General features: G+C 70.4%; 19 protein-coding genes. 7 read left to right on the plus strand and 12 right to left on the minus strand.

Annotation, left to right across the window (positions count from 1 at the left end; translation table 11 throughout):
• Positions 1-237: 237 nt before the first annotated feature.
• Together ACFVKT_RS02820 and ACFVKT_RS02825 are read left to right on the plus strand one after the other, a co-directional pair.
• Complete coding sequence (locus ACFVKT_RS02820) at positions 238-1206, plus strand: aldo/keto reductase (RefSeq protein ID WP_385726836.1); 969 nt, start codon at positions 238-240, stop codon at positions 1204-1206.
• 569 nt (positions 1207-1775) lie between these two features.
• Positions 1776-3635, plus strand: a complete 1860-nt coding sequence (locus ACFVKT_RS02825; RefSeq protein ID WP_385726838.1) for an RICIN domain-containing protein — start codon at positions 1776-1778, stop codon at positions 3633-3635.
• Between the two features lie 4 nt (positions 3636-3639).
• Here ACFVKT_RS02825 and ACFVKT_RS02830 read toward each other — a convergent pair whose 3' ends face one another.
• The 3 genes from ACFVKT_RS02830 to ACFVKT_RS02840 form a co-directional block, all read right to left on the minus strand.
• Complete coding sequence (locus ACFVKT_RS02830) at positions 3640-4896, minus strand: hypothetical protein (protein ID WP_385726840.1); 1257 nt, start codon at positions 4894-4896, stop codon at positions 3640-3642.
• A 218-nt stretch (positions 4897-5114) separates the two neighbouring features.
• A complete protein-coding gene (locus tag ACFVKT_RS02835; protein WP_385726842.1) occupies positions 5115-6014 on the minus strand; it encodes a DUF4232 domain-containing protein in 900 nt (299 codons plus the stop codon).
• A 124-nt stretch (positions 6015-6138) separates the two neighbouring features.
• On the minus strand, positions 6139-7524 hold the full coding sequence (locus tag ACFVKT_RS02840; protein ID WP_385726844.1) for a serine/threonine-protein kinase: 1386 nt from the start codon (positions 7522-7524) through the stop codon (positions 6139-6141).
• Between the two features lie 445 nt (positions 7525-7969).
• On the opposite strand from ACFVKT_RS02840, the gene ACFVKT_RS02845 reads away from it, so the two are divergent.
• The 3 genes from ACFVKT_RS02845 (at position 7970) to ACFVKT_RS02855 (ending at position 13069) form a co-directional block, all read left to right on the plus strand.
• Positions 7970-11332, plus strand: coding sequence for a S8 family serine peptidase (locus ACFVKT_RS02845; RefSeq protein WP_385728112.1), 3363 nt, complete (start codon positions 7970-7972; stop codon positions 11330-11332).
• 183 nt (positions 11333-11515) lie between these two features.
• Positions 11516-12406: an expansin EXLX1 family cellulose-binding protein gene (locus tag ACFVKT_RS02850; protein WP_385726846.1), complete on the plus strand. Its 891-nt coding sequence runs from the start codon at positions 11516-11518 to the stop codon at positions 12404-12406.
• Positions 12407-12514: 108 nt separating this feature from the next.
• Entirely contained in the window at positions 12515-13069 is a 555-nt protein-coding gene (locus ACFVKT_RS02855) for an RNA polymerase sigma factor (protein ID WP_385726848.1), read from the plus strand.
• A 43-nt stretch (positions 13070-13112) separates the two neighbouring features.
• Here ACFVKT_RS02855 and ACFVKT_RS02860 read toward each other — a convergent pair whose 3' ends face one another.
• The 3 genes from ACFVKT_RS02860 to ACFVKT_RS02870 are packed head-to-tail and all read right to left on the minus strand — an operon-like array spanning position 13113 to position 17323.
• On the minus strand, positions 13113-14462 hold the full coding sequence (locus ACFVKT_RS02860; RefSeq protein WP_385726850.1) for a jacalin-like lectin: 1350 nt from the start codon (positions 14460-14462) through the stop codon (positions 13113-13115).
• 48 nt (positions 14463-14510) lie between these two features.
• A complete protein-coding gene (locus ACFVKT_RS02865; RefSeq protein WP_385726851.1) occupies positions 14511-15887 on the minus strand; it encodes a glycoside hydrolase family 43 protein in 1377 nt (458 codons plus the stop codon).
• Between the two features lie 26 nt (positions 15888-15913).
• Positions 15914-17323 carry a glycoside hydrolase family 43 protein gene (locus ACFVKT_RS02870; protein WP_385726853.1) on the minus strand — a complete coding sequence of 470 codons (1410 nt, stop codon included), beginning with the start codon at positions 17321-17323 and terminating at the stop codon, positions 15914-15916.
• A 188-nt stretch (positions 17324-17511) separates the two neighbouring features.
• Here ACFVKT_RS02870 and ACFVKT_RS02875 point away from each other — a divergent pair, with 188 nt between their 5' ends.
• Entirely contained in the window at positions 17512-18045 is a 534-nt protein-coding gene (locus ACFVKT_RS02875; protein WP_385726855.1) for a hypothetical protein, read from the plus strand.
• Between the two features lie 358 nt (positions 18046-18403).
• Here ACFVKT_RS02875 and ACFVKT_RS02880 read toward each other — a convergent pair whose 3' ends face one another.
• The 5 genes from ACFVKT_RS02880 to egtA form a co-directional block, all read right to left on the minus strand.
• Positions 18404-18619 carry a dodecin gene (locus ACFVKT_RS02880; protein ID WP_385726856.1) on the minus strand — a complete coding sequence of 72 codons (216 nt, stop codon included), beginning with the start codon at positions 18617-18619 and terminating at the stop codon, positions 18404-18406.
• A gap of 134 nt (positions 18620-18753) precedes the next feature.
• Complete coding sequence (gene egtD, locus ACFVKT_RS02885) at positions 18754-19716, minus strand: L-histidine N(alpha)-methyltransferase (RefSeq protein ID WP_385726858.1); 963 nt, start codon at positions 19714-19716, stop codon at positions 18754-18756.
• Positions 19713-20504, minus strand: a complete 792-nt coding sequence (egtC, locus tag ACFVKT_RS02890) for an ergothioneine biosynthesis protein EgtC (protein WP_385726860.1) — start codon at positions 20502-20504, stop codon at positions 19713-19715. The genes egtD and egtC overlap by 4 nt, the downstream gene beginning before the upstream one ends.
• Positions 20504-21862, minus strand: coding sequence for an ergothioneine biosynthesis protein EgtB (egtB, locus tag ACFVKT_RS02895; RefSeq protein WP_385726862.1), 1359 nt, complete (start codon positions 21860-21862; stop codon positions 20504-20506). Before egtB ends, egtC begins: the two co-directional genes overlap by 1 nt.
• Positions 21859-23232, minus strand: coding sequence for an ergothioneine biosynthesis glutamate--cysteine ligase EgtA (egtA, locus tag ACFVKT_RS02900; RefSeq protein WP_385726864.1), 1374 nt, complete (start codon positions 23230-23232; stop codon positions 21859-21861). Before egtA ends, egtB begins: the two co-directional genes overlap by 4 nt.
• A gap of 258 nt (positions 23233-23490) precedes the next feature.
• Between egtA and ACFVKT_RS02905 the strand changes: the two genes are divergently transcribed.
• Entirely contained in the window at positions 23491-24321 is an 831-nt protein-coding gene (locus ACFVKT_RS02905) for a TIGR02452 family protein (RefSeq protein ID WP_385726866.1), read from the plus strand.
• Positions 24322-24377: 56 nt separating this feature from the next.
• Here the strand turns inward: ACFVKT_RS02905 and ACFVKT_RS02910 are convergent, their stop codons facing one another.
• On the minus strand, positions 24378-24824 hold the full coding sequence (locus ACFVKT_RS02910; protein ID WP_385726868.1) for a type II toxin-antitoxin system PemK/MazF family toxin: 447 nt from the start codon (positions 24822-24824) through the stop codon (positions 24378-24380).
• Between the last annotated feature and the right edge of the window lie 207 nt (positions 24825-25031).

Raw genomic sequence — 25031 nt, forward strand, 5'->3', positions numbered from 1 at the left:
TCGACGTCATTTTTGTCCCGCATGCCGACATGGCGCTCGGGTAAACGAGATTCAGCTCTTGTCGGGCAGAACGCCCGCCGGCGTCGGCCGGGGCCATCGGTGCCCGCTGCGACAGAGGCGGTCGTGCGGCTGAGGAGTCGGTGACAGAGAATGGCTCTCCCGAAGGTCTGGACCGCGACCCGGCCACGGCCGCCGCACCGGGCCTGACCGCCACCGTCATGGAGGGCAGGAGTGAGCATGCAGTACGTGAAGCTCGGTTCGACGGGCCTGGACGTGTCCCGGATCTGCCTGGGCTGCATGAGCTTTGGGCTGCCGGATCGCGGCACCCATGAGTGGACGCTCGACGAGGAGACGTCGCGTCCGTTGATCCGCCAGGCGCTGGAGGCCGGGATCAACTTCTTCGACACCGCGAACGTCTACTCCGACGGCACCAGCGAGGAGATCGTCGGACGGGTGCTGGCGGACCTCGCGCGCCGCGACGAGGTCGTCATCGCCACCAAGGTCAACGGTTCCATGCATGAGGGGCCCAACGCCCACGGTCTGTCGCGCAAGGCGATCATGACGGAGATCGACAACAGCCTGCGCCGGCTGGACACCGATTATGTCGACCTGTACCAGATCCACCGTTTCGACCACGCCACCCCCGTCGAGGAGACGATGGAGGCCCTGCATGACGTGGTGAAGGCGGGCAAGGCCCGGTACATCGGGGCGAGTTCGATGTATGCCTGGGAGTTCTCCAAGGCCCAGTACACGGCCCGGCTGAACGGCTGGACACGGTTCGTCTCCATGCAGAACCACTACAACCTCCTCTATAGGGAGGAGGAGCGCGAGATGCTGCCGCTCTGCGAGGACCAGGGCGTAGGGGTGCTGCCCTGGAGCCCGCTGGCCCGCGGCCGGCTCACCCGCGACTGGGACACCGCCACCGCGCGCAGCCGGACCGACGAGTACGGCAGGAACCTCTATCAGGACGGCGACCACGAGATCGTCGACGCCGTCGCCCGGATCGCCGCCGCGCGTGACGTGCCGCGCGCGCGGATCGCCCTCGCCTGGCTGCTGCATCAGGACGCGGTGACCGCCCCCATCGTCGGCGCCACCAAGGCGCACCACGTCGAGGACGCGGTGGCCGCGCTCGCCGTGGAGTTGACGGAGAAGGAGATCGGGGAACTGGAGCAGCCGTACGCGCCCAGGGCGATCAGCGGCCACTGACAGTTCGGGTGCGGGGTCCTTCGGTCGGCGGTTCGGCTTCCTCGCGGATGCGGAGATGAGTGATGAGGCATGGGGAGCGCTCCCATGCCCCATTGCATTACATGGGCATGCCATGGTGTCAATGAAGTGCGGGCGCCTTATAAGTGGTCGAGTTGTTCGCCTGGTGGGCGGAGCGGTGAGTTCGATGGGGTGGGCCCGGCCGCGACGGGAATCCGAAATTCATTTGCGGGAACCCCTGGGTCTGACCGCTCGTCAATATCCCGGCTCTCTGGGGGAAAGGGAAAATCGCGATACTGCTTGTTCCGGCTCGTCACCCTGTGCAAAGGTGTGCGTTGTCGGCGTGCAGACAATTTTTGCATCGTTCTGTGCGCATACGGTGCACTCGTCCGCCCCTCGCCTGACCAGGGCCGCCTGAGGTGGTCGTTCGTGGTGCAACCCCCCATGGGTAGTCCCTCCGCTTCGTCGGGTGGGCTACATACCCATTGGTATGGACTAATTCCTACGTTACCTTTGGGAGGAAAGCGGACGTGAATGATGCAGGTCTGTCCAATTCTCCAACAACCGCTCGCTTGTTCGAGGTTCCGGACGAGCGGCTCTCCGCCGATCTGAAGAAGAGTCTGGGGAACACACCGGCGAACTATCCCGTCGGTGAACTCCTGGACCGTCACTGGGAAGCCGTCTTCTCTTACTCACGACTGTGCACGAACGGTGTGCGCCCCGCGGGAATGCTCACCACGGCCACATTCACCAGACTGTTCGGGGAATCACTGCGGCAGACCGGGCCGACGGCCGCCTGGCGCCCGCAGTTGCTCGTCACCGTGCGCCGCATAGCCGCCGAGTGGCTCATGGACCAGCGGGCCGAACAGGTCCATCCCGAACTGCGGTCGGGCCCGGACCACGACGAGCGGGCCGCCGTACGACTCCTCCCTCCCGCGAACAGACGCCTGCTGGCCAGAGCCTTCCAACGGCTCCCCGAGCCGGCCCGCTGCCTGCTGTGGCACACCGAGGTCGAGGCCGAGCCACTGAGCCTGCCCGCCGCCCTGTTGGGCCTCGCCGACGACGACGCCGTCGTGGAACTGCGGCGGTCCCGCGAACGCCTGCGCGAGGCCTGCCTGGAGATCCATCGCGAACTGGCCCCCGCGGAGGAGTGCCGGCACTACAACCGCATGCTCGACGTGTCCCTCAGACGCGGTGGCGCCGACCTCGACCCCGACCTGCGGCGCCACATGGCCAGATGCGAGCACTGCCGTCGTGCCGCCGACCAGTTGAACCAGTTCAACGGCGAACTCGCCCTCCCGCTGGCCGAAGCCGTACTCGGCTGGGGCGCGCGGGCCTATGCCGAAACGCGGCAGGGACGCGCCACCGAGATCGTGGAAGTGACCGAGACTCCCGCGGCCGCCGCCCCGACGGAGTACCTCCACCTTCCGGCCGACGCTCCACGCCCCCCGAGCTTCCCCCCTCGGCCCGTGCCGCGCGGTCACACGCACGCCGAGTCCCGCCCGTCGACGCGCAAGGCCCACCGGCGCGCCCCACGTCGCCGGAACGTCGCCCTCGCCGTGCTGACCGTGAGCGGCCTGATCCTGGCCCCGCTCGTCCTGTGGGCCGGCCTGGGTTCCGGAGGCGAGGACAGTGGCGTCGACGGCACCTCGGGGGCGCCCAGTTCGGGTCCGGACAAGGCGCCCGGCGCGAACCCGTCCTGGGTCGGAGACCAGGCGAACGGCACCGTGGGTGGCCGGCTCCGCAACACCGGCAACGGACTGTGCATCGGCGTCGTCGGAGACAAGCCCGTGAAGGGCGCCGAGACCGAACTCACCTCGTGCACCTCGAAGTCGGTCCAGCAGTGGACGTACGAGGAGGACGGGCTGCTGCGTAACGTGGCCGACCCCGACCTCTGCCTCGACTCCCACCTCGGCTACTCGGTCCAACTGGCCCCCTGCACGGGCGATTCCCAGCCGGGCACCAAGAACGTGCGCTACGACTTCACCCTCCAGGGTGCCCTCGTGCCGCGCTGGAACCAGGACCTGGCCCTCACACCCGCCTCCGCCGAGCAGGAAGCGGCCGTGGTCCTCAAGGTCCGAGAGGACGGGTCGGCCCAGCGCTGGACGCTCGACAGCACCTCGCCCTCCCTCCAGCTGGAGGTGGTCAACTGGGGTTCCACCAGCGAATCCAAGGCACCCGGCCCCGGCCCCGTGCCCACTCCCTCGACGACACCGTCGACCAGCGCCACACCCAAGCCGTCGGCGACGCCGCCGCCCCCCGAGCCGACGCCTTCGTCGTCAGCGCCGGCGACGGTGGGCTATTGCTATTACCCCTATTTCTACTGCGCCGGCGACGCGCAGTACGGCGGGGGCGGCGGCAGCGACGGAAACGGTGACGGAGGCGGGAACTACGGGGGTGGAAACGACGGAGGCGGCGGAGGCCGCCGGTGAGCGCTCAGGACCCGGCGGTATCCGACGCCGTAGCGGCCGTGCCCAGGAACTCCGCCCAGCCGCCGAGGGGTGACTGTCCGGGGACGAGGGTGCGCAACTTCCGCAGGACCGCCGGGTCCTGAGCCTCCAGCCACTCCACGAGCTGCCGGAAGGAGACCATACGTACGTCGTCGTACGCGGCGATCTGCTCCACGGCCTCCTCGACGGCGTCCATATATATGCCGCCGTTCCACCGCTCGAAGTGGTTGCCGACGAAGAACGGGGCGCGATTGGTCTCGTAGGCGCGCCGGAAACCGGCCAGATAGGTGTCGCGGGCCTGGGCGCGCCAGGTGGCGTGCTGGGTGCGGTCTCCCAAGGGGTTCGCGTCGGACTGGTTGGCCATCAGGTTGTAGTCCATGGACAGGACCTGGAAGGAGTGGCCGGAGAAGGGGATCGACTGGAGCGGGAAGTCCCAGATCCGGTCGCCCTGCACCTTGCCGGGCCAGATCTGCAGGCCGCCGGGCGAGCTGGCGTCGTACTTCCAACCGAGTTCGGCGGCGGTGGGAAGCAGGTTGGCCTGGCCCTCCAGACAGGGCGTGCGGCCGCCGATCAGTTCCTTGCGGTAGTCGAAGGGCAGCGGATCCAGGTCGGTGAAGCCGGTGTTGGTCCTCCATTCGGTGACGAACCGCATGGCCTGGTCGATCTCGCTGCGCCACTCCGCCGGGGACCAGTTGCGCACCCCGTCCGCGCCGCAGAAATGGCCGTTGAAGTGGGTGCCGATCTCGTGCCCTTCCAGCCAGGCGGCGCGCACCTGCTGGAGTGTCGCGTGGATGTGCCGGTCGGAGAGGTAGCCGATGGCGGAGGCGCCGACGGGGTGCTGCGGCGGGCTGTAGAGGCTCTTCTTCGACTCGGGCAGGGTGTAGATGCCGCTGAGGAAGAACGTCATCGACGCCCCGTGGTCCGCGGCGACCTTGCGGAAGCGGGCGAACAGCTGGTTGCTCAGCTCGCCCGCACCGTCCCAGGAGAAGACCACGAACTGCGGCGGCCGCTCGCCGGCCTTCAGCCGCTCCGCCCTGGGCTGGTTGGGCTGGGCTCCGGTGTCGGTGGTGGACCCGTCGCCGATGAGAGTCACCGGCCGGGCCTGCGGCGTGCTCCTGCCGTCCGCGCTGCTCTCCGCGGTTCCCCCGACCGGCCGGCCCTGGGCGGAGCAGGCGGAGAGTGCGCCGAGGGCGCCGGTCGTCGCCGTCGCGGTCAGCAGACGCCTGCGTGAGATGCCGCTCATGATCGTTCCCCAGTTCCTCGGTGTCCCGACGTGCCGCCCTGTGGGGCGTGTCGACCGGTTCGATGGGCGGAGGCGCCGGAAAAGATCGCGGGAATCGGGACGTGTAGCCGTTCCGTGACAAACCGCCGCTGACCTGTGGTTGTGGGAACGGCAAACCCCGCCGACCGGATCTGCGGGGCGGCGGGGCTGGGGGAGTGGGGTGAGCCAGGGGGCGGGGGTCAGGAGCCGGTGCCGGGGCGCACCACCGTCAGGGACACCGTCGAGGCGTTGCCGGAGACAGGCACCTTGCCCTGGGTCCACTTCACCTTGAGCGAGTCCTTCTCGTCGGGCGGTGTGACGAGCAGCGCGGCGGGAGTCGCCGTACGGGCCCCGCTGATCTCCGGGTTGGAGAACGTCAGCCCGGCCCAGGCCTGCTGCCCCGGCGCCAGCGTCACCGTCGTGGGCGACTCCGAGGAGCGCTCGGGGTCGGGGCCCAACTGCTTGCCGGACGCGTCGACGAACGCCGCGCCGGGGAAGCCGCGCAGGGTGCAGGTGCGCTGGGAGCTGTTGGTCAGATTGATCGGGAAGTTCTCCTGCCCCGCGCCGGGGTCGTTGCCGCCGACCGACGCGGTCAGCTCGGAGGTGTGGCAGCGGGTGCTGGAGACCGCGGTCGTCGAAGACGCCGGGGTGGTGGTGCCGGACTCGGGTGCGGTGGTGCTGTCCGATGCGCTGTTGGTGGGGACGGGGGTGCTGCTGCCGCCCGAGTCCGTGGTGTGGTCCCCGGACGCGGGTTCGGCCGTACCGGGAAGCGTCTGCGGCGCACTGCTCGCGCCGTTGTCGGACCCACAGGCGGTGAGCAGGCCCACCATCGCGATGCCCGCGACCAGCGCGGCCAGCCGAGCCGGGGGCGGGGTGCGGCGTACGCGAACCGCGTCGGCGTGGCGTGCGTGCACCTTGTCGGCGTGGTCCGTCTCAGGGGTGTGGCGTGCGTTCATGGTGTCGGTCCGGTCCGTGTCGGGCGTACGGAGTGCCCGCACCGCGCCGGTCCGGTTCGCGTCGGGGGTACGGCGTGCGCGCACCGTCCCGGTGCGGGCAGAGTTCGTGGCCCGGTCCGCCGTGCCATGCCGGAAGGTCGCCATCTCACCACTCCTTGAGAAATCCACCGCACGCGCCTGACGCGTGCGCACGGCGCCACATGCCCCGTCATCAGTGTCCGATGCACCGAGACGCCGAAAAGTTCACGGGTTCGGCAACTGATTCGCCTCAGCCTTCAACCCGCACCGAGTCCAGCACAGTGTCCGTCGCGTCGGCGCCGCCGTCCTGCCGGAGCTGCACGTACACCTGCGGCTGCTCGTCGCCGTCCGCCGGCGTAAGTCCCGCCTCCGTCAGGGAGCCTTCGCCGCCCGGACAGTTGTCCCAGGTCCGTATCAGCCCGTGCCAGTGCGTGCCGGTGTAGGTGCGGCTGCCGTCGAAGTGGCATCCGGTGTGGGTGATCGCGCCGACCACGGCGGTGACGTCCCCGTGCTCGCTGAGACCGATGAACGCTCCGTTGACCCCGGTGCCCAGGTCCTGCCACTTCGCCAGGTCGTCCGCGACGCCGAGTCCGGGCTCCGTCCCGTCCGGCAGGCCAAGGGTCTTCGGATTCCATCCGGAGTCGCGCAGTTGGCGGCCCCAGGCGTCGGGTACTTCGGCCGTGACCCGTCCGGAGCTGTCCTTCACCTGGACGACGGTCTCTGTGGTGCGGTCCCGGGTGACGACTAGGGCGGTGACGCCGACCGCGGTGACCGCGACCAGCGCCGCCAGCGTCGTGAGCAGGGCCCGTCGACGGCGGCGCGGCCGGGAAGCGTCGGACACCGGGGCGGCCAGCCGGTCGAGTTCCGCCGCGAACTCCGCCGCGCCGGGCCGGCGCCGCTCGCGGTCGGGTTCCATGGCACGCAGCAGCGCCCGCTGGACTTCCGGTGCCAGGTCCGTACGGAGCCGGTCCGGTCGTACGACCTTGCCGGGCGGACCGGGGACCGAGCCCGTGACGAGGTGATAGCCGAGGGCGCCAAGGCTGTACACGTCGGCCCGCTCGTCGATCCCGGACCCGGGATCCGCCTGCTCGGGCGGCGTGTAGCCCGCCGAGCCCGCTGCCATGGTGAGGCCGGACGCCTGGGCCAGGCTCTTGGCCAGGCCGAGATCCGCGAGCAGGACGCGGTCGGAGCCGCCGGGCGAGGAGCGCAGCAGCACGTTGGACGGCTTGATGTCCCGGTGCACGATGCCGGCCTCGTGCAGCGCGGCCGCTCCCCGCGCCGCGAGCGCCGTCAGCCGCAGAGCTTCGCCGACGGGCAGTGGTCCGGCGGCGATCCGGTCGGCGAGGGTGCCTCCGTCGGCGTACTCCATGACGAAGTAGGGCCTGCCGTCGGGGAGCTCACCGATGTCGTAGACCTGGACGACCCGGTTCGAGTCGGCGCGGCGCAGCAGGCGGGCCTCGGCGAGGAACCGCTCCCGGATGTCCAGGTGGTCGACCCAGTTGTCGGACAGCACCTTCACGGCGACGGCCGCTTCCAGTACGTCGTCGTGGGCGAGCCAGACGACGCCGAAGCCGCCGGCGCCCAGACGCCGGTCCAGGCGGTAGCGGCCGATCCGCTCCAAGGGATCCCTCAGCATGGGCGACCCGTCCCAAAGCCCGTGAGCCGGCCGAGCCGGCCTGGCGGCGTACGCCTCCTGTGGTCACCAGCGGGCATTTCGCTCTCCAGGAATCTCCAGGGCGGGGCGGCTGCCACGAGCGCGGCACTGTGGCCGCTGTCCGTAGACGGGTTGCTGCTCCTGGCGACGATCGAACTGTTGAAGCCTACCCGTCGCCTCGGCCACGGAGGGCTCCGCGGCCCGAGAGGCATCCTGAGACGCATCGTGAGACGTCTTCTGGCTGATGCCACGTCAGAAACAAGTTTGATGTTGTGACAACCCGATGGCGCTCCGCTCCGTCTCTAGGGCGAGCCGTTGGGCGTACGGGTGAGGCACCGGGGACTCCGGGGTCGCGGAACGGCTCCTGTCCGATTTTGAATCATCAGGAGTTCAGGTGGAGTTACGCGGAAGACGAAGGCGTGCGGTACTGGTGGCAGGGGCAGTTTCCACGGTCCTTGTCCTGGCCGGCGTCCCGGGCGGGGTGGCCCAGGCCACGCCGACCGACGGGCCCGTGGGGGCGCTGTCCCTGGCGGCGGGTGAGGGCGGGGCCGTGAAGACGGTGACCCTGATCACCGGCGACCGGGTCCTGGTGGACGGCACCGGCCAGGTCACCGGGGTGGAGCGCGCCGAGGGCCGGGAGCGCGTGCCGTTCTCGGTCCGGGAGATCGACGGACACACTCAGGTGGTACCCGGTGACGCCGAACTGCTGCTGGCACAGGGCAAGTTGGACGCCCGGCTGTTCGACGTGACCCAGTTGGTGGCCGACGGCTACGACGACGCGGGCCGTTCCGACGTGCCGCTGATCGTCACCTTCCGGGGGACGAAGACGCCCTCGATGAGCCCGTTCACCGGGGCCGGGGCACAGCTGGGCCGTGCGCTGCCCGTCGTCAACGCGAAGGCGATGCGGTCCGTCAAGGAGCGTGGCGACGCGTTCTGGGACGCCGTGACCGGCACCGGTGCCGACGCGTTCGTTGCCTCGACGGCCGTGGAGAAGGTCTGGCTCGACGGCCGGCGCAAGGCCTCCCTCGACAAGAGCGTCCCGCAGATCGGTGCGCCGACCGCCTGGGCCGCCGGATTCGACGGCACCGGCACCAAGGTCGCCGTACTGGACACCGGGATCGACACCAGCCACGCCGACCTGGCGGGCCAGGTGATCGCGGAGCAGGACTTCTCCGGCTCCTCCGGGCCTGGCGACAAGTTCGGCCACGGCACCCACGTGGCGTCGATCACGGCCGGGACCGGAGCCGAACTGGGCGGCAAGTACAAGGGCGTGGCCCCGGGAGCGAAGCTCCTGAACGGCAAGGTCCTCGACGACAACGGCTACGGCGCCGACTCCGGCATCATCGCGGGCATGGAGTGGGCGGTCGCGCAGGGCGCCGACGTCGTCAACCTCAGCCTCGGCAGCCCGGACACGCCGGGCATCGACCCGATGGAGGAGGCGGTCAACCGGCTCTCCGCAGAGTCCGACACGCTCTTCGTCATCGCGGCAGGCAACGAGGGCGAGTTCGGCGAGAAGACCGTCGGCTCGCCCGGCAGCGCCGACGCCGCGCTCACCGTCGGCGCGGTCGACGACGGCGACAAGCTCGCCGCCTTCTCCAGCCGAGGCCCGCGTGTCGGTGACGGCGGGGTGAAGCCCGACCTGACCGCACCCGGCGTCGCCATCACGGCCGCCTCCGCCGCCGGCAGTGTCCTCGCGGAGGCGATCCCCTCCGACATACCCGGCTACCTCACCCTCGACGGCACATCCATGGCGTCCCCGCACGTCGCGGGCGCCGCCGCCCTCCTCGCCCAGCAGCACCCCGACTGGACCGGCGAACGCCTCAAGGCCGTACTCACCGGTTCCGCGAAGCCGGGCTCGTACAGTTCCTTCCAGCAGGGCACCGGCCGTACCGACCTGGTCCGGGCGCTGGACCAGGGCGTCATCACCGAGCAGGGGCCCCTCGACTTCGGCGGCCAGCCGTGGCCGCACACCGACGACACCCCGGCGATCAAGCCGCTGACCTACCGCAACCTCGGTACGGAGCCGGTCACCCTCGACCTGTCCGTCGACGCCTTCTCGGTGGACGGAAAGCCCGCCGCCGAGGGCCTGTTCTCCGTGTCGCCGCGGCAGCTCACCGTCCCGGCGGGCGGCACCGCCATCGCCGACGTCACGGCGGACACCCGCGCCGGCAGTGCCGACGGCACCTTCGGCGGCTCGGTGCAGGCCACCTCGCCGGACGGCAAGGTGCAGGTGCGTTCCGCCGTGGGGGCGGAGCGCGAGGTCGAGTCGTACGACCTGACCCTGAAGCACATCGACGAGAACGGCGAGCCGATCGGCGACGCCGCCACCGACGTCATGGGCATCGACAGCGACTTCTACGCCACCTACACCGATGAGCAGGACGGCGAGCTCACCGTTCGGCTGCCCAAGGGCGACTACACCCTCAGCGGAGTGATCCACCCCTCCTACGAGTCCTCCACGCACGCCGTGCTGGTGCAGCCGAAGCTGAGCCTGGACGGCGACACGACCATTACCGTCGACGCCCGGCAGGCACAGCCGGTGGCGGTCGCCCTGCCGGACGAGGCGGCCGAGAACACCGAGGCCACGGTCGCGTTCGACTACGCACGGGGCGAGGGCCTGCGGGCGGGCAGTCTTCAGTACCTGCTGCCGACGTTCGAGGGCAGCCGCTTCGGGCGGCTCGGCGCCGCGCAGTCCGAGAACGACGTCACCGCGTTGTTCACCGGTGACTGGAGCCGGCGGGACGAGGAAGGCCGGCCGGTCACCTACCACCTGGCCTGGGACCGCGCGAGCGACCTCGGCGGCTTCACCGCCGCGGTCGAGCAGAGGCAGCTCGCCAAGGTCGACTTCCAGGCGGGCGTGCCGATCGAGGGCAGGAACGTCCAGGTCGAGGTCAGCCCCCACACAGCCGACGGGAACCTGGTCAGCAGCTTCAGCGACCTGCGCGGGAGCCTGCCGCTGAGCACCACCGACTATGTCCTCGACAGCGGAGTCGAGTGGTCCTTCCGTACGTGGCAGACCAGCGGCGAGGGCCGCGAAACGGTCTGGGAGAACTTCCTGATGCGGATGCCGCGGACCTGGCAGGCCGGACAGACCTACCAGGAGCGGTTCAACATCGGCGTCTTCGGCCCGGTCCTGCCCGGCGCCACGGACGCCGGACCGGAGCAGGGATTCCCGGGTGTCACCCGGAACGGGAACACCATCCGGGCCTTCGTGCCGCTGTTCGGCGACGGCGCCGGGCACTGGGGCCTCAGCGACCACACCACGCAGGAGAGCTCGCTGCGGATCGACGGCAAGGAGGCCGCCGACAACTTCGGGATCCCGGTGACGGACAGTGTCACCGAGTTCACGGTTCCCGCTCAGGACAGCGCGTACGAGCTGACCCTGGACAACACCCGTGACCCCGCGGTGTACCCGGTCAGCACCCGCGTCAAGGCGGAGTGGACCTTCCGCTCCGCCGCGACCTCCGGCGACGAGGGGGCCACGCTGCCGCTGTCGGTGATCCGTTTCTCCCCGCAACTGAGCCTGTCCAGCACGGCGCAGGCGGGAACGCGGTTCCAGGTGCCCTTCACCGTCGAGGGTGCGGCCGCCGGCCAGCGGCCCAAGAAGCTCGCCTTCGAGGTCTCGTACGACGAGGGCACGACCTGGCAGTCCGCCAAGGCCGTCGGCGGTACACACCTGTCGCTGACCCACCCCGCGGAGGCGGGCTCCGTCTCACTGCGGGCGAAGCTGACCGACCGTGAGGGCAACACGCTGGTCCAGACGATCGAGCGCGCCTACCTCACCCGGTAGTCCACAAGATCTCCGCTCGGGGCGGCGCCGACGCCGCTCCGAGCGGGCTGTTGTGAGGTGCGGGAGTGGCGATTGGGCCTCAAGTGCCCTCCAGCATGCAGGGCTTGCCGCTGTGCCGCCGGGTCTGGCACGATCGCTGCCTCCGTCACCCACGGCAACGGCTGATGCCGTCAGGGAGGTCCGGTGTACAGGCGGTGGCTGTGGATATCGGCGGCCGCGGTGCTCGTGGTCGCGGCCCTGGTCGTGGTGCTCCGCGCCGACCGGGAGGCCGACGCCGGGCACTCCGCGGCCACGCCCGTCGCCGGCACGACGGCGGACGTCCCGTCCGCAACGGGGTCCCCGACCCCCTCCGCCAGTGCCACCACCGTGTCGCCGAAGCCCTCGGCCAAGAAGCCCTCACAGACCCCGTCGGCCACGTCCAGCCCCCAAGCGGTGCCCGCCGGCGCGCCGTTGGCAGGACGGATACGGCCGGACGTCACCTACGAGGGAGTGGCCACCTTCTACGACGCGGACGGTGGAGGCGCCTGTCTGTACGACCCGAGCGGTGACGTCATGACCGGGGCGATGAACTCCACCGACTACGAGTCGGCCAAGGCGTGCGGGGCGTATGTGTCCGTCCGTGCGGCCAATGGGGCCTCCGTCACCGTCCGCATCACCAATGAATGCCCGGGGGAGTGCGCACCCGGCCAGATCGACCTCAGCGCGGAGGCCTTCGCCGCACTCGCCGACCCCACGCTCGGCCGGATCCCGATCACCTGGCAGCTGGCGAGCCCGAGCGCTCCCAGCACCCCCGGCACGATGTCGCTGCGGTACAAGACCGGGTCCAGCCAGTACTGGTGCGGCATCCAGGCGATCGGCCACCGCAATCCGGTGGCCCGGCTGGAGGTCCGCACCGGCAGCGGCTGGCGTCAACTGCCGCGCACCGACTACAACTACTTCCTCTCCGAAGACGGCACCGGGTGCGGCAGCGCGATCCGGGTCACCGACATCTACGGCGAACGACTCACCGTCGACGGGATCGCGATCCGGCCGAACGTCGTGCAGCTGACGAGGGTCCAGTTCGCCGGGCACTGAGCCCGCAGCGTGCGTTGCAGCGGTCCGTGCCCCGCCCTTCAGCCGAGCCTCCGGCGACCGCGTGCGACTATCGTGCCTGGCCCTGACCGATCCCGAGGGGAGCATGCTGTGCAGGACGCGGCGGAGACCGAGGAGCTGGCTCGGCGCGCGGCCGGCGGTGACGGGGAGGCACTGAACGCGCTGCTCCAGAAGGTGCGGCCCGAGGTCGTACGGCGTTGCGGACGCTTCCTGCCCTGCCGCGAGGACGCCGAGGAAGCGGCACAGGATGTACTCCTCCAGGTGGCGCGGAAGATCACCACCTTCGAGGGCCGCAGCCGCTTCAGCACCTGGCTGTATACAGTGGTCGCCAATTGCGCCCGCCAGAAATATCGCGAACTGAAGCGCCGGGCGGCCGAACAGCCGGTCGAGATCGACGCCTCGCAGCATGTCGATCCGCGGACCACGAGTGTGATCGCGGGCTCCCGGGTCGACCTCCTGGAGGCGCTGGAGCGCCTGGAGCGCGAGCACCCGCATCTGGTGGCGCCGCTCGTCTACCGGGACATCTGCCAGTTGGACTACGCCGAGGTCGCCGAGCGTGTCGGTATCCCGCTCGGCACGCTCAAGTCGCGGCTCCACGAGGCGCGCAAGCAGGTCAGGCCCTGGCTCGTCGACGGCTCGCGGTAGGCCCGCGCGCGCTTGAGAAGACCCCACGTATGGCAGGGAGCGGTCAGCGCTGGGTGTACACGAAGCCGATCTTGTCGACCTCGTCGCCCGCGCGGCCGTGGAAGCCGGCGAGCTGCCGGCCGGAGGGCGCGGTGCGGGTCACGCAGTCGGAGGTGGTCGTGCCGCCGGCCAGGCTCCGGCCGAGGCTGGTGGTGAACTTCGCGGAGAAGATCCTGGTCCGGCCGTCCTTCACGCCCTGGCAGAGCTGAGCCGAGATGACGTACTCACCGCTGCCGAGGGTGAGGGACGACGCGGTGCCGCCCGTGCCGCCGTGCGCCAGTGTCGTGCCGTTGTTCAGTGTCAGCGCGAGCTGGTCGACGCGTGAACCGGCGCGCAGCGAGACGGTGGTGGCGCGGGCGCCGGCCGGCACGCTGTCGATGTCGTTGAAGTAGTCACCGTGCGGACCGCCGAACTGGTCGCTGAGCTGGAAGGCCGCGTTGCGCGACCAGGTGAACCTAGCGGTGATCGGGTCGTGGTCGGAGAGCATGAGCCCCTCGGAGTTGAGGAAGCTCGCGTGCTCGTTGTTGTACGCGGTGGCGTCGAGCGAGACCAACTTGCTTCCCCGGTAGAGGATCTTGTCGACGACCTCGCACGTGTTGGGTACGTCCGCGCCGGTCTGGTCGCAGACCAGCGCGTCGCTGCCCTTGGCGGGCGGGGTGCCGCCGCGGATGAGCTGTACCCAGGTGTCGGTGAGGCCGTTGGCTGCGGCGAACTCGGCGATCGTGTCGCCGGACCGGGTGTAGCGGGTGTTGGTGTCGCCCATGACCACGACGGCGTTGCCCGCGGAGTGGGTCTTGATGAAGGCGGTGAGCTGGTTGAGGTTGTCCGCGCGTGAGGCCAGATCGCCTTCGCTGACACCGGCGTTGGTGTGCAGGTTGTAGAAGTCGACGTAAACGCCCTCGGCGAGGCGCTCCCGCATGAACGTGAAGCCCTTGGGCGTGAGGCAGTCCCCCGAGTCGACCTGGCAGGAGTTCCAGCCCACCCGCTCGAAGTCGTCGGCGTCGTAGGAGATCTTCGACAGGGTGTTGAGGCCGCTGCCGATCCCGGCGCCGCCGCTGGTGGCGGTGCGGTAGGCGTGCGCGGTGTCCGCTGCGTAGAGGTAGGCGTGGTAGTTGAAGTCCTCCTGCGCGTGGACGATGTCGTACGGGGAGATCCGCTGCCCGATCGCAGTCGTGGCGGACTCGCGGGGCGTCGGCGCGCTGTTGATGATCTCCGGGAGGCCGGAGACGTTGTACGTGAGCACGCTGAACGTGCCCGAGTCGGCGGCGGCCGCGGGGGCGGCGGTCGCAGTGAGCCCGGCGAACGCGGCGGCTGCCGCCGTGAGACAGGCGAGGGCTCTGTGGTGGGGAGGCATGGTGAGGGGTCTCCTGAGGGTGAGGTCGGTAGCCGACTGAGGGTGAGGTCAGTAGCCGACCGAGAACGTGGCGTCGGACCGCTCGGTGGCAGTGGAGACCGGATCGATGCGCAGGACGAAGTCCGCGTGTCTGATGTACCGGTCCGGGTGGTTGTGGGAGCGGAAGGACGACCACGAGGCGTCGGCCAGTCCTGCCGTCCGGTGGAACGTGGCGTCCTGCGCGAACGTCGACGTCCCGTCGTCGACGGCCAGTTGGAGCTGGTAGTTCACGTGCCGCAGATAGCGGGTGGGGAAGTTGACCGACTGGAAGGACACTCCCGAGGTGTCGGCGAGACCCGGCACGAGCTTCCACTGCGAGTCGGCGTACGGGTCGAAGGGGTACGCGTCGATCCGTCCCACGTAGTTGGAGTGACGGACGTAACGGGCCGGGTAGTTGTACGACTTGATCCGGTTCCAGGACGGAGTCCCGTATCTCGCAACGAGGTTGGTGTACTCGGTCGTGGTGATCGGCTGGATCGTGCAGTGCTTGGAGTTGAGGGGCTGGGTGTAGAGCCGCTGGTCGACCGCGGTCCAGGTACCGGCTGCCAGGTCGTTCGACTGCCAGGCGTAGAAGACGCCGTTGGGCGTGTATGTGTCACCCCAGAGGAACCATGTCCCGGACGTCAGGGACTTCACGAGGGTGGGGGCCTCGGTGCCTCCGTGCGCGACCGGCGTGCTGAACTCGGTGAAGCTGCCCGGGGTCAGGGAGGTGGACCTCGCGCCCACCAGCGTCTGGTCCTTCTTGAAGTACAGGTAGTTCACGCCGTTCACGCCGGCCGCCAGGTCACCGTCGATCACGTCATAGCCGGGGTCGAAGAAGACCTGCGCGGCCGACGCCGTCACGAAGTCGGTCGTGTAGTTCACCATGATGACGTTGTGGCCAGTGGAGTTGACGGCCGAGTAGATGATTCCGTACTGGCCGAGGTGCGCGTCCCAGAACGCCTCGGGCGCCCAGCTGTGGGTGGCCATCTCGTGCAGCTTCAGCCGGCGGTAACCGGTGAAGGAGCGCAGGTCGGTGGAGTCCCAGACATGGATGTACTGGCTCTGCAGGCTCCAGTCGGTGCCCTTGAGGTCGGTGGCGATCACCACGAAGGTGCCGTTCTGCCCGCGCAGGATGAACGGGTCGCGCAGGCCGCCGGTGCCTCCGGTCGGCGTCACCACGGGGTTGTTCTGGTTGAGCGGGGTCCACTGGAGGGAGTCGGTGCTGACGGCCAGGTGAAGGCCGTAGTCGGCGCCGCTGAAGTCCGGGGACTCGGTGAAGTAGCCCATGACGTAGGCGGTTTGATCAGCGGCGCGGGCGGGCGGGGTGCCGATGGTCAGGCCGGTGGTGACGGCGGCCAGCGCGCCGAGCACACCGCGACGTGACGGGTTCGAGCCGTTGCTCATACTGGTCTTCTCTCTCGCGGTGTCGGTCATGCCCAGGCGGTGACGGGGACGAAGGAACTGTCCTGGCGGAACAGGTCGGTGCCGGCCGTCAGGTCCACGCGGAGCTGGTAGTCGTAGTGGCGCAGGAAGTAGCCCGGGTAGTTGTACGACTCCAGGCGGACGGCGCCGGTGCTCGCACCGGCCCTGGCGATGAATGTGGCGTCCCTGGCGAACGTCGAGGTTCCGTCGTTCGCGTCGAAGCGGGCGCGGAAGTCCCAGTGCCGCAGGTGGTTGCCCGCCGCGTCCCGGAAGGAGTAGCCGTTCGCGTCGGCGAGGCCCGCCACGATCGTGAAGGTGGACGCCTGCTTTTCCGCGGTCGTGCTGGAGCTGGTCACCACGGGGAGGTTGAGCAGGGCGGACTGCTCCTGCCAGTGGCGGGTGGGGTAGTTGGCCGACCGGAAGGAGCGGGTGACGCCGGCCGGCAGGGTCAGGCCGCCCGCGACCGTTTCCCTGATCACGGTGAAGTGGCGGGCGGTGCCGGAGACTCCCGGGAGCTTTTTCGGGGCGCTCCAGGTCGCGAACGTGTCGTAGCTGTCGCTGAAGTAGTAGCTGCCGTCGCCGTAACCGTCGAAGAAGATCCGCCAGCCGCCGTTGTCGAGCTGGACCAGGGCGGGCCCCTCGCGCGTACCGCCCCAGCCCGCCCAGTCGCCGGTCCTGCTGATGGTGTAGGTGCCGGTGAGGCTGGAGGCGGTGGCGTACTCGATGCACTTCGTCGTCTCGTTCTTCGTGAACGCGTGATAGGTGGAGCCGATCCTCACGATGAACGTGTCGATGTGGTTGGCGCCGATGCCGGACAGGGTGACGGGCGAACTCCAGGCCGTGAGGGCGGAGTTGGTGGCCCTCAGGAGGTACGGCGTGAAGGTCCACTCGTCGCTGGTGACCGAGCAGGACACGATGATGTTCACGCTGCCGTCGCTGTCGACGAACCACTCGGGCGCCCATGCGCGCGAGAGGTCCGCGATGGGGACCGTGTAGTCGTACAGGAACGTCCAGTTGAGCCGGTCGGAGCTGCGGGCGAAGCCGATGGTGGTGCTGGTGTCCTGCCAGGTGTGCGTGGTGTAGGCGATGTAGTAGTAGCCGTCGGTGTGCCGGAAGATGCTGACGTCGCGGATCCGGTTGCTGGGCGGGGTGTACGCCGATGCCTTGAGCAGCCGGAAGTCGGTCGCGTCGTCGGACTCGTAGACGTTGACCGTGCCGTCGTCGCTGTTGAGGAACGGCACGATGGTGTAGCGGGTGGCGTAGCCCCGGGCGGGCGCCGCCGCGGCGGCGGTGCCGAGCGTTCCGGGCGGTCCGCCTCCGCCCAGGACGAGAGCGGCGGCGGGCAGCGCGACCATGGCTCGCAGCAGGCCCCGGCGGGACGGCGATGCAGGCTGCGCGGGCGTGTCCGACGTGATCATGTGCGGCTCCTTCACGATGACCTCCGCATGGCGGGGAGCGGCCGTGTCCCTCGGCCTGCCCCATTGGTTCGAAATCTCGAACGCTGTGCGACATGCTGTGCGAGGCATTACGGTAAGGGCTTACTGCTGTGGTGAACAGAGCCCGCGGAGACGGAAGTTGGACGTGTGCACGCGGGGGAGCGGCTGCCATGGCGTGCCGGGCACTGTGGGGCCTGCCTAGTCTGGTCCCCGTGACGCAGAAGAGCAGCAGACCACTGGCCGTGTTCGACCTGGACGGCACCCTCGCGGACTCCGCGCACCGGCAGCGGTTCCTGGAGCGCAAGCCTCGGGACTGGGACGCCTTCTTCGCGGCCGCGCCGCATGATCCGCCGCTCGCCGAGGGCGTGGCGCTGGCGCTGAAGAGCGCGGAGGAGTGCGAGGTGGTCTACCTCACCGGCCGCCCCGAGCGGTGCCGCCGCGACACCCTCGCCTGGCTCGCCGCACAGGGGCTGCCCGAGGGCCGCATCTGGATGCGGCGCAACGACGACCGCAGGCCGGCCCGCCGCACCAAGCTGGAGATCCTCCGGGGGCTCGCCCACGACCGGGAGATCCGCGTCCTCGTGGACGACGACGAACTCGTCTGCGAGGACGCGGAGCGGGCGGGCTTCACGGTCGTACGGGCACGCTGGACCGGCGCGTCCGAGGCGCTGAAGGACGCGCAGGAGCGGGAGGGGCGGACCTGAGACCGTCGAGGCTCCGGCGGGGTGGTGTAGCGCGCACCTGAGGGTCGCCGGGCTCCGGTGGGTGGGGTAGGGCGCACCGGAAGGTCGCCGGGTTCCGGTGGGGTGGTGTAGCGCGCACCTGAGGGTCGCCGGGTTCCGGTGGGTGGGGTAGGGCGGACCTGAGGGTCGCCGGGCTCCGGCGGGGTGGTGAAGGGCGCACCTGAGGGTCGCCGGGTTCCGGTGGGGTCGGGAAGTGCGCACCTGGGAGCCGTCGGGCTCCGGCGGGGTCGGGAAGGACGCAACTGAGGGACGCCGGGCCCCGACTGGGCCGGGGGTCGTGACCTGAGGACCGTCGGGCCCCGGCGGGGTTGCGGGGTGGTCAGTCGCCGTCCTCCAGGCGGAAGCCGACCTTCAGGCCGACCTGGTAGTGCTCGATCTGCCCGTTCACGATCTGCCCCCTGACCTGCGTGACCTCGAACCAGTCCAGTCCGCGAAGGGTCTGCGAGGCGCGGGTGATGCCATTGCGAATGGCCTGGTCGACGCCCTCGTGGGAGGTGCCGACGATCTCGGTGACCCGGTACGTGTGGTCGGACATGCGGGTGCTCCTCTCCGCCGTGGCGGGTGTGCCACGCGTCATTCCACGGTGCCCCACTGCGCGGCGGTCCGCGAGGTGTAGGGGCATACCGTGGATGACGCACGTGCCCGGCGCTACCCGGTGGCTCCTCGCCGCTACCCGGCGGTGCTCAGCGACAGCGCGAAGCGGCCCGCCGCGTCCGTCCACCAGTGGCCCAACTTGAAGCCCGCGTCGGCCAGTTCACCGCGGACGCCCTCCTCGCGGAACTTCGCCGAGATCTCGGTGCGCAGTTCCTCGCCGTCCGTGAAGTCGACGGTGAGGTCGAGGGAGGGGATCTTCACGGTCTGCTCGGCGCGTGAGCGCAGCCGCATCTCGATCCACTCGTTCTCGGAGTCCCAGAGGGCGACATGCTCGAACGCGTCGGGGTCGAAGTCGGCGCCGAGCTCGCGGTTGACGACGCTGAGCACGTTCTTGTTGAACGCGGCGGTCACCCCGGCCGCGTCGTCGTACGCGGCGACGAGAACCGACTCGTCCTTGACCAGGTCCGTGCCGAGCAGCAGCGCGTCGCCGGGCGACAGCAGGGACCGTACGGATGCCAGGAATGTGGCGCGTTCGGCGGGCAGCAGGTTGCCGATCGTGCCGCCGAGGAACGCCACCAGCCGCGGCCCGGGCGTGCCGGGAAGGGCGAGTCCGCCGGTGAAGTCGGCGATCAGCGCGTGCACACTGAGATCCGGGTGCTCGGCGATCAGGGTGTGCCCGGCCTGTGTGAGGGCGGACTCGCTGACGTCGACGGGCACGTACGTGTGCAGCCCCGGGAGCGCGTCGAGCAGATGCCGTGTCTTCTCGGACGAGCCGGAACCCAGCTCGACGAGGGTGCGCGCACCGGTCGCGCCGGCGATCTCGGCGGCCCGGGCGATCAGGATCTCGCGCTCCGCCCGGGTGGGGTAGTACTCGGGGAGTTCGGTGATCTTCTCGAAGAGCTCGCTGCCGTGAGCGTCGTAGAACCACTTCGGCGGCAGGGACTTCGGGGTGCGGTTGAGACCGTGCAGCACATCGGCGCGCAGGGCGGCCTCGGTGGCGCCCTCGGTCAGGGTGCGGGTGAGAAGGAACGGACTCACGTGCGGGGCTCCTTCGACGGTGCGGATGCCATGGGGGCGTGCGGGTCCTTCAGCGGGCTGAGCAGGACCTCCTCGCGGGTCGCCGACAGCAGTGTGCGGTCCGGCACCTCCTGCCAGCGCGGGTCCTCGTCGTACGGTTCGGAGGCCACGACCGTGCGGTGGCCGGGCTCGGCGATGTACCAGAGGGTGTCGCCCCACGCCGTCGCGGCGATCGAATCGCCGTTGGTGAGGAGCAGGTTGAGCCGGGACCCGGGCGCCGCCTCGGCCACCTCGACGACCGTGTCGGCCAGCGCCTGGCTCTCGTCGTCGCCCTCGCGCAGCCGGTGCAGCAGCAGTGCCCAGACGAGCGCCGAGTCGCAACGCGCCTCCAGTGACAGCAACTCCACGGCGGGCAGGCTCTGGACGAGCGGGGCGAGGGAGCGCGGCCAGCCGAGCACCGCGCCGTTGTGGCTGAACAGCCAGGGTCCCGCGGCGAACGGCGCCGCTGCGGCCTCCCCGTCCGCGCCCGCCAAGGTCGCGTCCCGGACCGCCGCGAGCAGCGCGGTGGTCCTGACGACACGGGCCAGGTCCGCGAACGACTGGTCGCCCCAGATGGGCCCGGTACGGCGGTAGCGGGCGGGTACCGGGTCACCGTCCGCGTACCAACCCACCCCGAAACCATCGGCGTTGACCGTGCCGTACCGCTGCCGCCGGGGTGTCCAGGACTGCCGGAACAGGCTGTGCGGCGGCTCCACGAGCAGGCTGCCCATTGCCTCCGCGGGCCCCAGGAACGCCAGATGACGGCACATCAGGCATCCTCCGAGCGTGCTGTCCGGAACCCGGAGAAGATCTGCCGGCGGATCGGATAGTCCCAGTTGCGGAACGTGCCCCGGCAGGCGACCGCGTCCACCGCGAACGAACCGCCGCGCAGCACCTTGTGCTCCGACCCGAAGAACACCTCCGAGTACTCCTTGTACGGGAAGGCCGCGAACCCGGGGTAGGGCGACAGTTCGCTCGACGTCCACTCCCACACATCGCCGATCAACTGCCGTACGCCGAGCGGGGATTCGCCGGCCGGATAGCTGCCGGCCGGGGCCGGGCGCAGATGGCGCTGTCCCAGGTTGGCGTGTTCGGGGGTGGGGTCGGTGTCGCCCCAGGGGTAGCGCGTGGAGCGGCCGGACGCCGGGTCGTGACGGGCCGCCTTCTCCCACTCGAACTCGGTGGGCAGCCGCCGCCCAGCCCAGCGGGCGTACGCGTCCGCCTCGTACCAACTGACGTGCAGCACCGGCTCGTCGGGCGGCACCAGCTCGGTGACACCGAAGCGCCGCCGCAGCCACTGCCCGCCTTCGCGGCGCCAGAACAGCGGCGCCTCTATGCCGTGGGCCCGGATGTGGTCCCAGCCCTCCGGCGCCCACCACCGTGCGGTGCCGTAGCCGCCGTCCGCGATGAAGGCCTGGTAGGCGGCGTTCGTCACCGGCGTGGTGTCGATGAAGAACGGAGCGACCATGCGCTGATGCGCGGGCCTTTCGTTGTCCAGCGCCCAGGGCTCGGTGGACGTGCCCATCGTGAACGGGCCGCCCGGCACGAGGACTTCGGCGGGTCCGGTGAACAATGGTGCGGGCGCGGGGTCCGGAGCGGTCAGGGCCGCCGGTCCCTTGCGGAGCTGATGGGTGATCAGCATCGTCTCGTCGTGCTGCTGTTCGTGCTGCGCGATCATTCCGAAGGCGAAGCCGGCCTCGGTCAGCCGGGTGGCGCCGAACGCGGTGCTCTCCAGGATGTCCAGCGCCCGCCCGCGCACCTCGGCGGCGTACCGGCGGGCTTCTCCGGGCGGCAGCAGCGGCAGCGAGGGCCGCTCGGCCCGCGGATGCTCGAACGCGTCGTACAGCCCGTCGATCTCCGGCCGCATCGCGTCACGCCCGGCGACCGCCCGCAGCAGCCACAGCTCCTCCTGGTTGCCGATGTGCGCCAGGTCCCACACCAGTGGGGACATCAACGGCGAGTGCTGCGCGGTCAGTTCGGGCTCCTCGACGCACGAGGTGAGGAGCGCGGTGCGGTCGCGGGCCGTGGTGAGCGCGTCGAGGGCGCGCTCCCTGAGCGACTCCGGGTCCGTGAGTGACGCGGACTCCTTGGGTGACGCGGGCTCGGTGAGGGATTCGGGGGCGGTCATGAGCCGATGTCCTTCCGGTGGAACTGGCCGTGGAGCTGGCCGTGGAACTGACCGTTGGGCCCGCCATCGGCCTGGTGGTCGGGGAACTGATCGGGGCGCTGATCGTCGGATCCTGCCCCGAGCCGGCTGAGCAGATCGTCGGCGGGGCAGCGGCCGCGGGCGACAAAGCGCTCGGTGTACGCGGCGACGGCATCCAGGACCTCGGCCGTGGCGCCGAGCCTTGGCAGGGCCTCGGTGGCCGCCGCGAAACAGATGACTGCGGCCTCGTGCAGCTCGGGATCTGTGAGGCCGAGTCGTGCGGCGTCCTCCCACAGCGGATTGCGCGGCGCGGGCAGCGAACCCGCCCGCTCCGCAAGGGGCTTGACGGTCCGGTAGGCGATCTCGGCGGCCTCCGGGTCGTCGAAGAGGGCCGTCGTGACGGCGAGCGGGACGATCCATCCGTCCTCGCCCGGCTGCGCGTCGATCATGCGGAGTTCCAGGTGGCCGCGCGGGCGCACCGGCGGGAACAGGGTCGTCATGTGGTAGTCGAGATCCGCCCGGTCCGGCGGGCTCTCGGAGCGGGTCCACTCCCGGAACGTCATGCCTTCCGGTACGTCCCAAGGGCCCTCCGGCGCCCGTACGCACATCACCGGCGCGTCGAGAACGCGCTGGACCCAGGCGGCACGCGGCTCGGGCCCCAGCGGCGGCGCGTCCGTCCGCCCGGGATCCATCGCCGCCCACAGCGACTGCCGCGAGGAGCGCCAGCCGGTGTGCCGCCCCCGGGCCATCGGCGAGTGCGCGAACGCGGCCACCAGCACCGCACCGAGCTGGTGCGCCATCCACCAGCGGCGCCCGTGCCCGAGCGGGCCCGGTTCCTCGTGGCCGGCGTCCAGGCAGACCTGGACGGAGGCGGAGGAGCACATCATGGCGCGGCCCTCGGGGCCCGCCCGGTCGAGATACCGCTCCATGGCGTCGTACCGCGGCTCATGGAGGAAGCGGCTCGGGGGGTTCCACGGATCCTGGCCATAGCCACTGAGGCGGAGACCCGCCTCGCGCAGTACCGCCCGTACGGCGTCGAGGTCGGCGGACACGGACCCGATGCACTCCATCAGGGAGGCGGCGGGAAGGGAGCTCAGCTCCAGCTGTCCGCCGGGTTCGACCGTGAGCGCCGAACGCAGGGGCAGGGTCCGCAGTGCGGCGTAGGCCGCTTCCAGTCGTTCTGGTGTTGCCGGGAGCTGCGGCTGCCGCAGCTCGTGGACGAGCCATTCCACTTCGACACCGAGATATCGAGGGGGGCCGGTCTTGAAGCAGATGCCTCGGACCAGCGCTTCCACCTCGGCCTCGGTGACAGCGGAGCGGTGCTCCGTACAGTCACTCACCGAATCGGACATGTCGGGATCCTCCTGAGATTCCACCATGCCGCCGGACCGGCATCTGTGGCGCCGGACCGGCAGTGCTCGTCCCACCCAAGACCACATACGCCGGTTCGCACAAGGGTGCGCTTTGCCTCTTTGCAGGCCGGGAAACACTGTTTTGCCGGCCCGGGAAACTCTGTTGCGCCGCACGACCAGCATCGCTCACGATGCGTTCATGAGCACGACGGGGGAGATCGCGCGGGACGCGCTCGTGGCGCGTACGGGGGTGGCGCCATGAGCGCGCGCCTGCGCGGTATCGCGCGTCACACGGAGGAGATCGTCGCGGCGGGTTCGTACCGCGCGTCCGACGGGCGCGAGGTGCCGATCGCCGCGGCGGTCGAGGCCGCGCGGGCGGGGACGCGGATGTACGGGCCGCAGCCCGTGGAGACACCCCAGGTCAGCGCCGTGGACACGACGTACGAGGTCACGGGCGAGAGCAGCCTGGAGGCCGCCCGGCGGCTCGTGGACGGAACGGACCCCGTCGCCGTCCTGAACTTCTCCTCGGCGCGCAATCCCGGCGGCGGCTATCTCAAGGGCGCGCAGGCCCAGGAAGAGGCCCTCTGCCGGGCCTCCGCGCTGTACGCCTGTCTGCTGCGGGCCCGGCCGTTCTACGACCACCACCGCGCCCACCGCGACCTGTTCTACACGGACCGTGTCATCCACTCACCCGCCGTGCCCGTCTTCCGCGACGACCGCGGGCGCCTCCTCGACGAGCCGTACCCGGCCGGTTTCCTGACGGCCGCGGCACCCAACGCCGGTGTCGTCCTGCGGACCGCTCCGGAGCGCGCGGCCGAACTGCCGCAGGCCCTGGCCGTCCGCGCCGAGCGGGTCCTGGAGACCGCGGCGGCCCACGGCTACCGGCGGCTGGTGCTCGGCGCGTGGGGCTGCGGGGTCTTCCGGAACGACCCGGCGCAGGTCGCGGGCGCCTTCCACGGTCTGCTGGTCAAGGGCCGCTTCGAGGGGTACTTCGAGCGTGTCGTGTTCGGGGTTCTGGACCGTACGGAGGGTTCGGCGACGCGAGCCGCATTCGAGCAGGCGTTCGCGTCTGAGCTCGGGGTCGGCTGACGCGCCCCCGTTTTCAGGAGCGCGTGGCCGTCATACCCAGGGCCCATCCACGGCCCCTACCGCCATCCGTACCGCTCCTGCAAGCGCCGCACCACGGAGTTGAACCGCATCCGGTCCAGCGCACACGCCTCCCGCCGCATCCCGTCCTCGTGCAGCCGCAGTACGCGATCCACGGCCACCCACGAGTCCCGGCCGGTGCGGTCCCACGGCCCGCTCCCGATCGGCACCCACTCCCGGTCGCCGTCGTGCCGCTTGCTCGACAGCTGGACGGCGAGGAAGGTGCCGGCGGCCTCCCGGGCGACGACGAGCACCGGGCGGTCCTTGCCCCGGCCGTCGTTCTCCTCATAGGGCACCCACGTCCAGACGATCTCGCCCGGGTCGGGGTCGCCGTCGTGCGCGGGGGAGTACTCGGTCCGCACCCGGCCCACCTCGCGGGGCTCGGCCTCCGTCGTCGCGGAGGGGCCGTAGCGGCCGGGGACGTCTTCATCGGTCGATGCAGTCACGAGGGTCACGTTACTTCGGGGACGAGGGGCCCGGCCTTCGGGGGCAGGGAGGCCAAGCCTTCAGGGGTAGCGAGGTCAAGTCTCGGGGCAGCGAGGCCAAACCCCGGGGCAACGAGGTCAAGCTTCGGGCCAACGAGGTCAAGCTTCGGGGCTACGAGGTCAAGCTTCGGGGCAGCGAGGTCAAGCTTCGGGGGCAGGGAGGCCAAC

The organism is Streptomyces sp. NPDC127595, assembly GCF_042671685.1.
Lineage (GTDB): Bacteria > Actinomycetota > Actinomycetes > Streptomycetales > Streptomycetaceae > Streptomyces.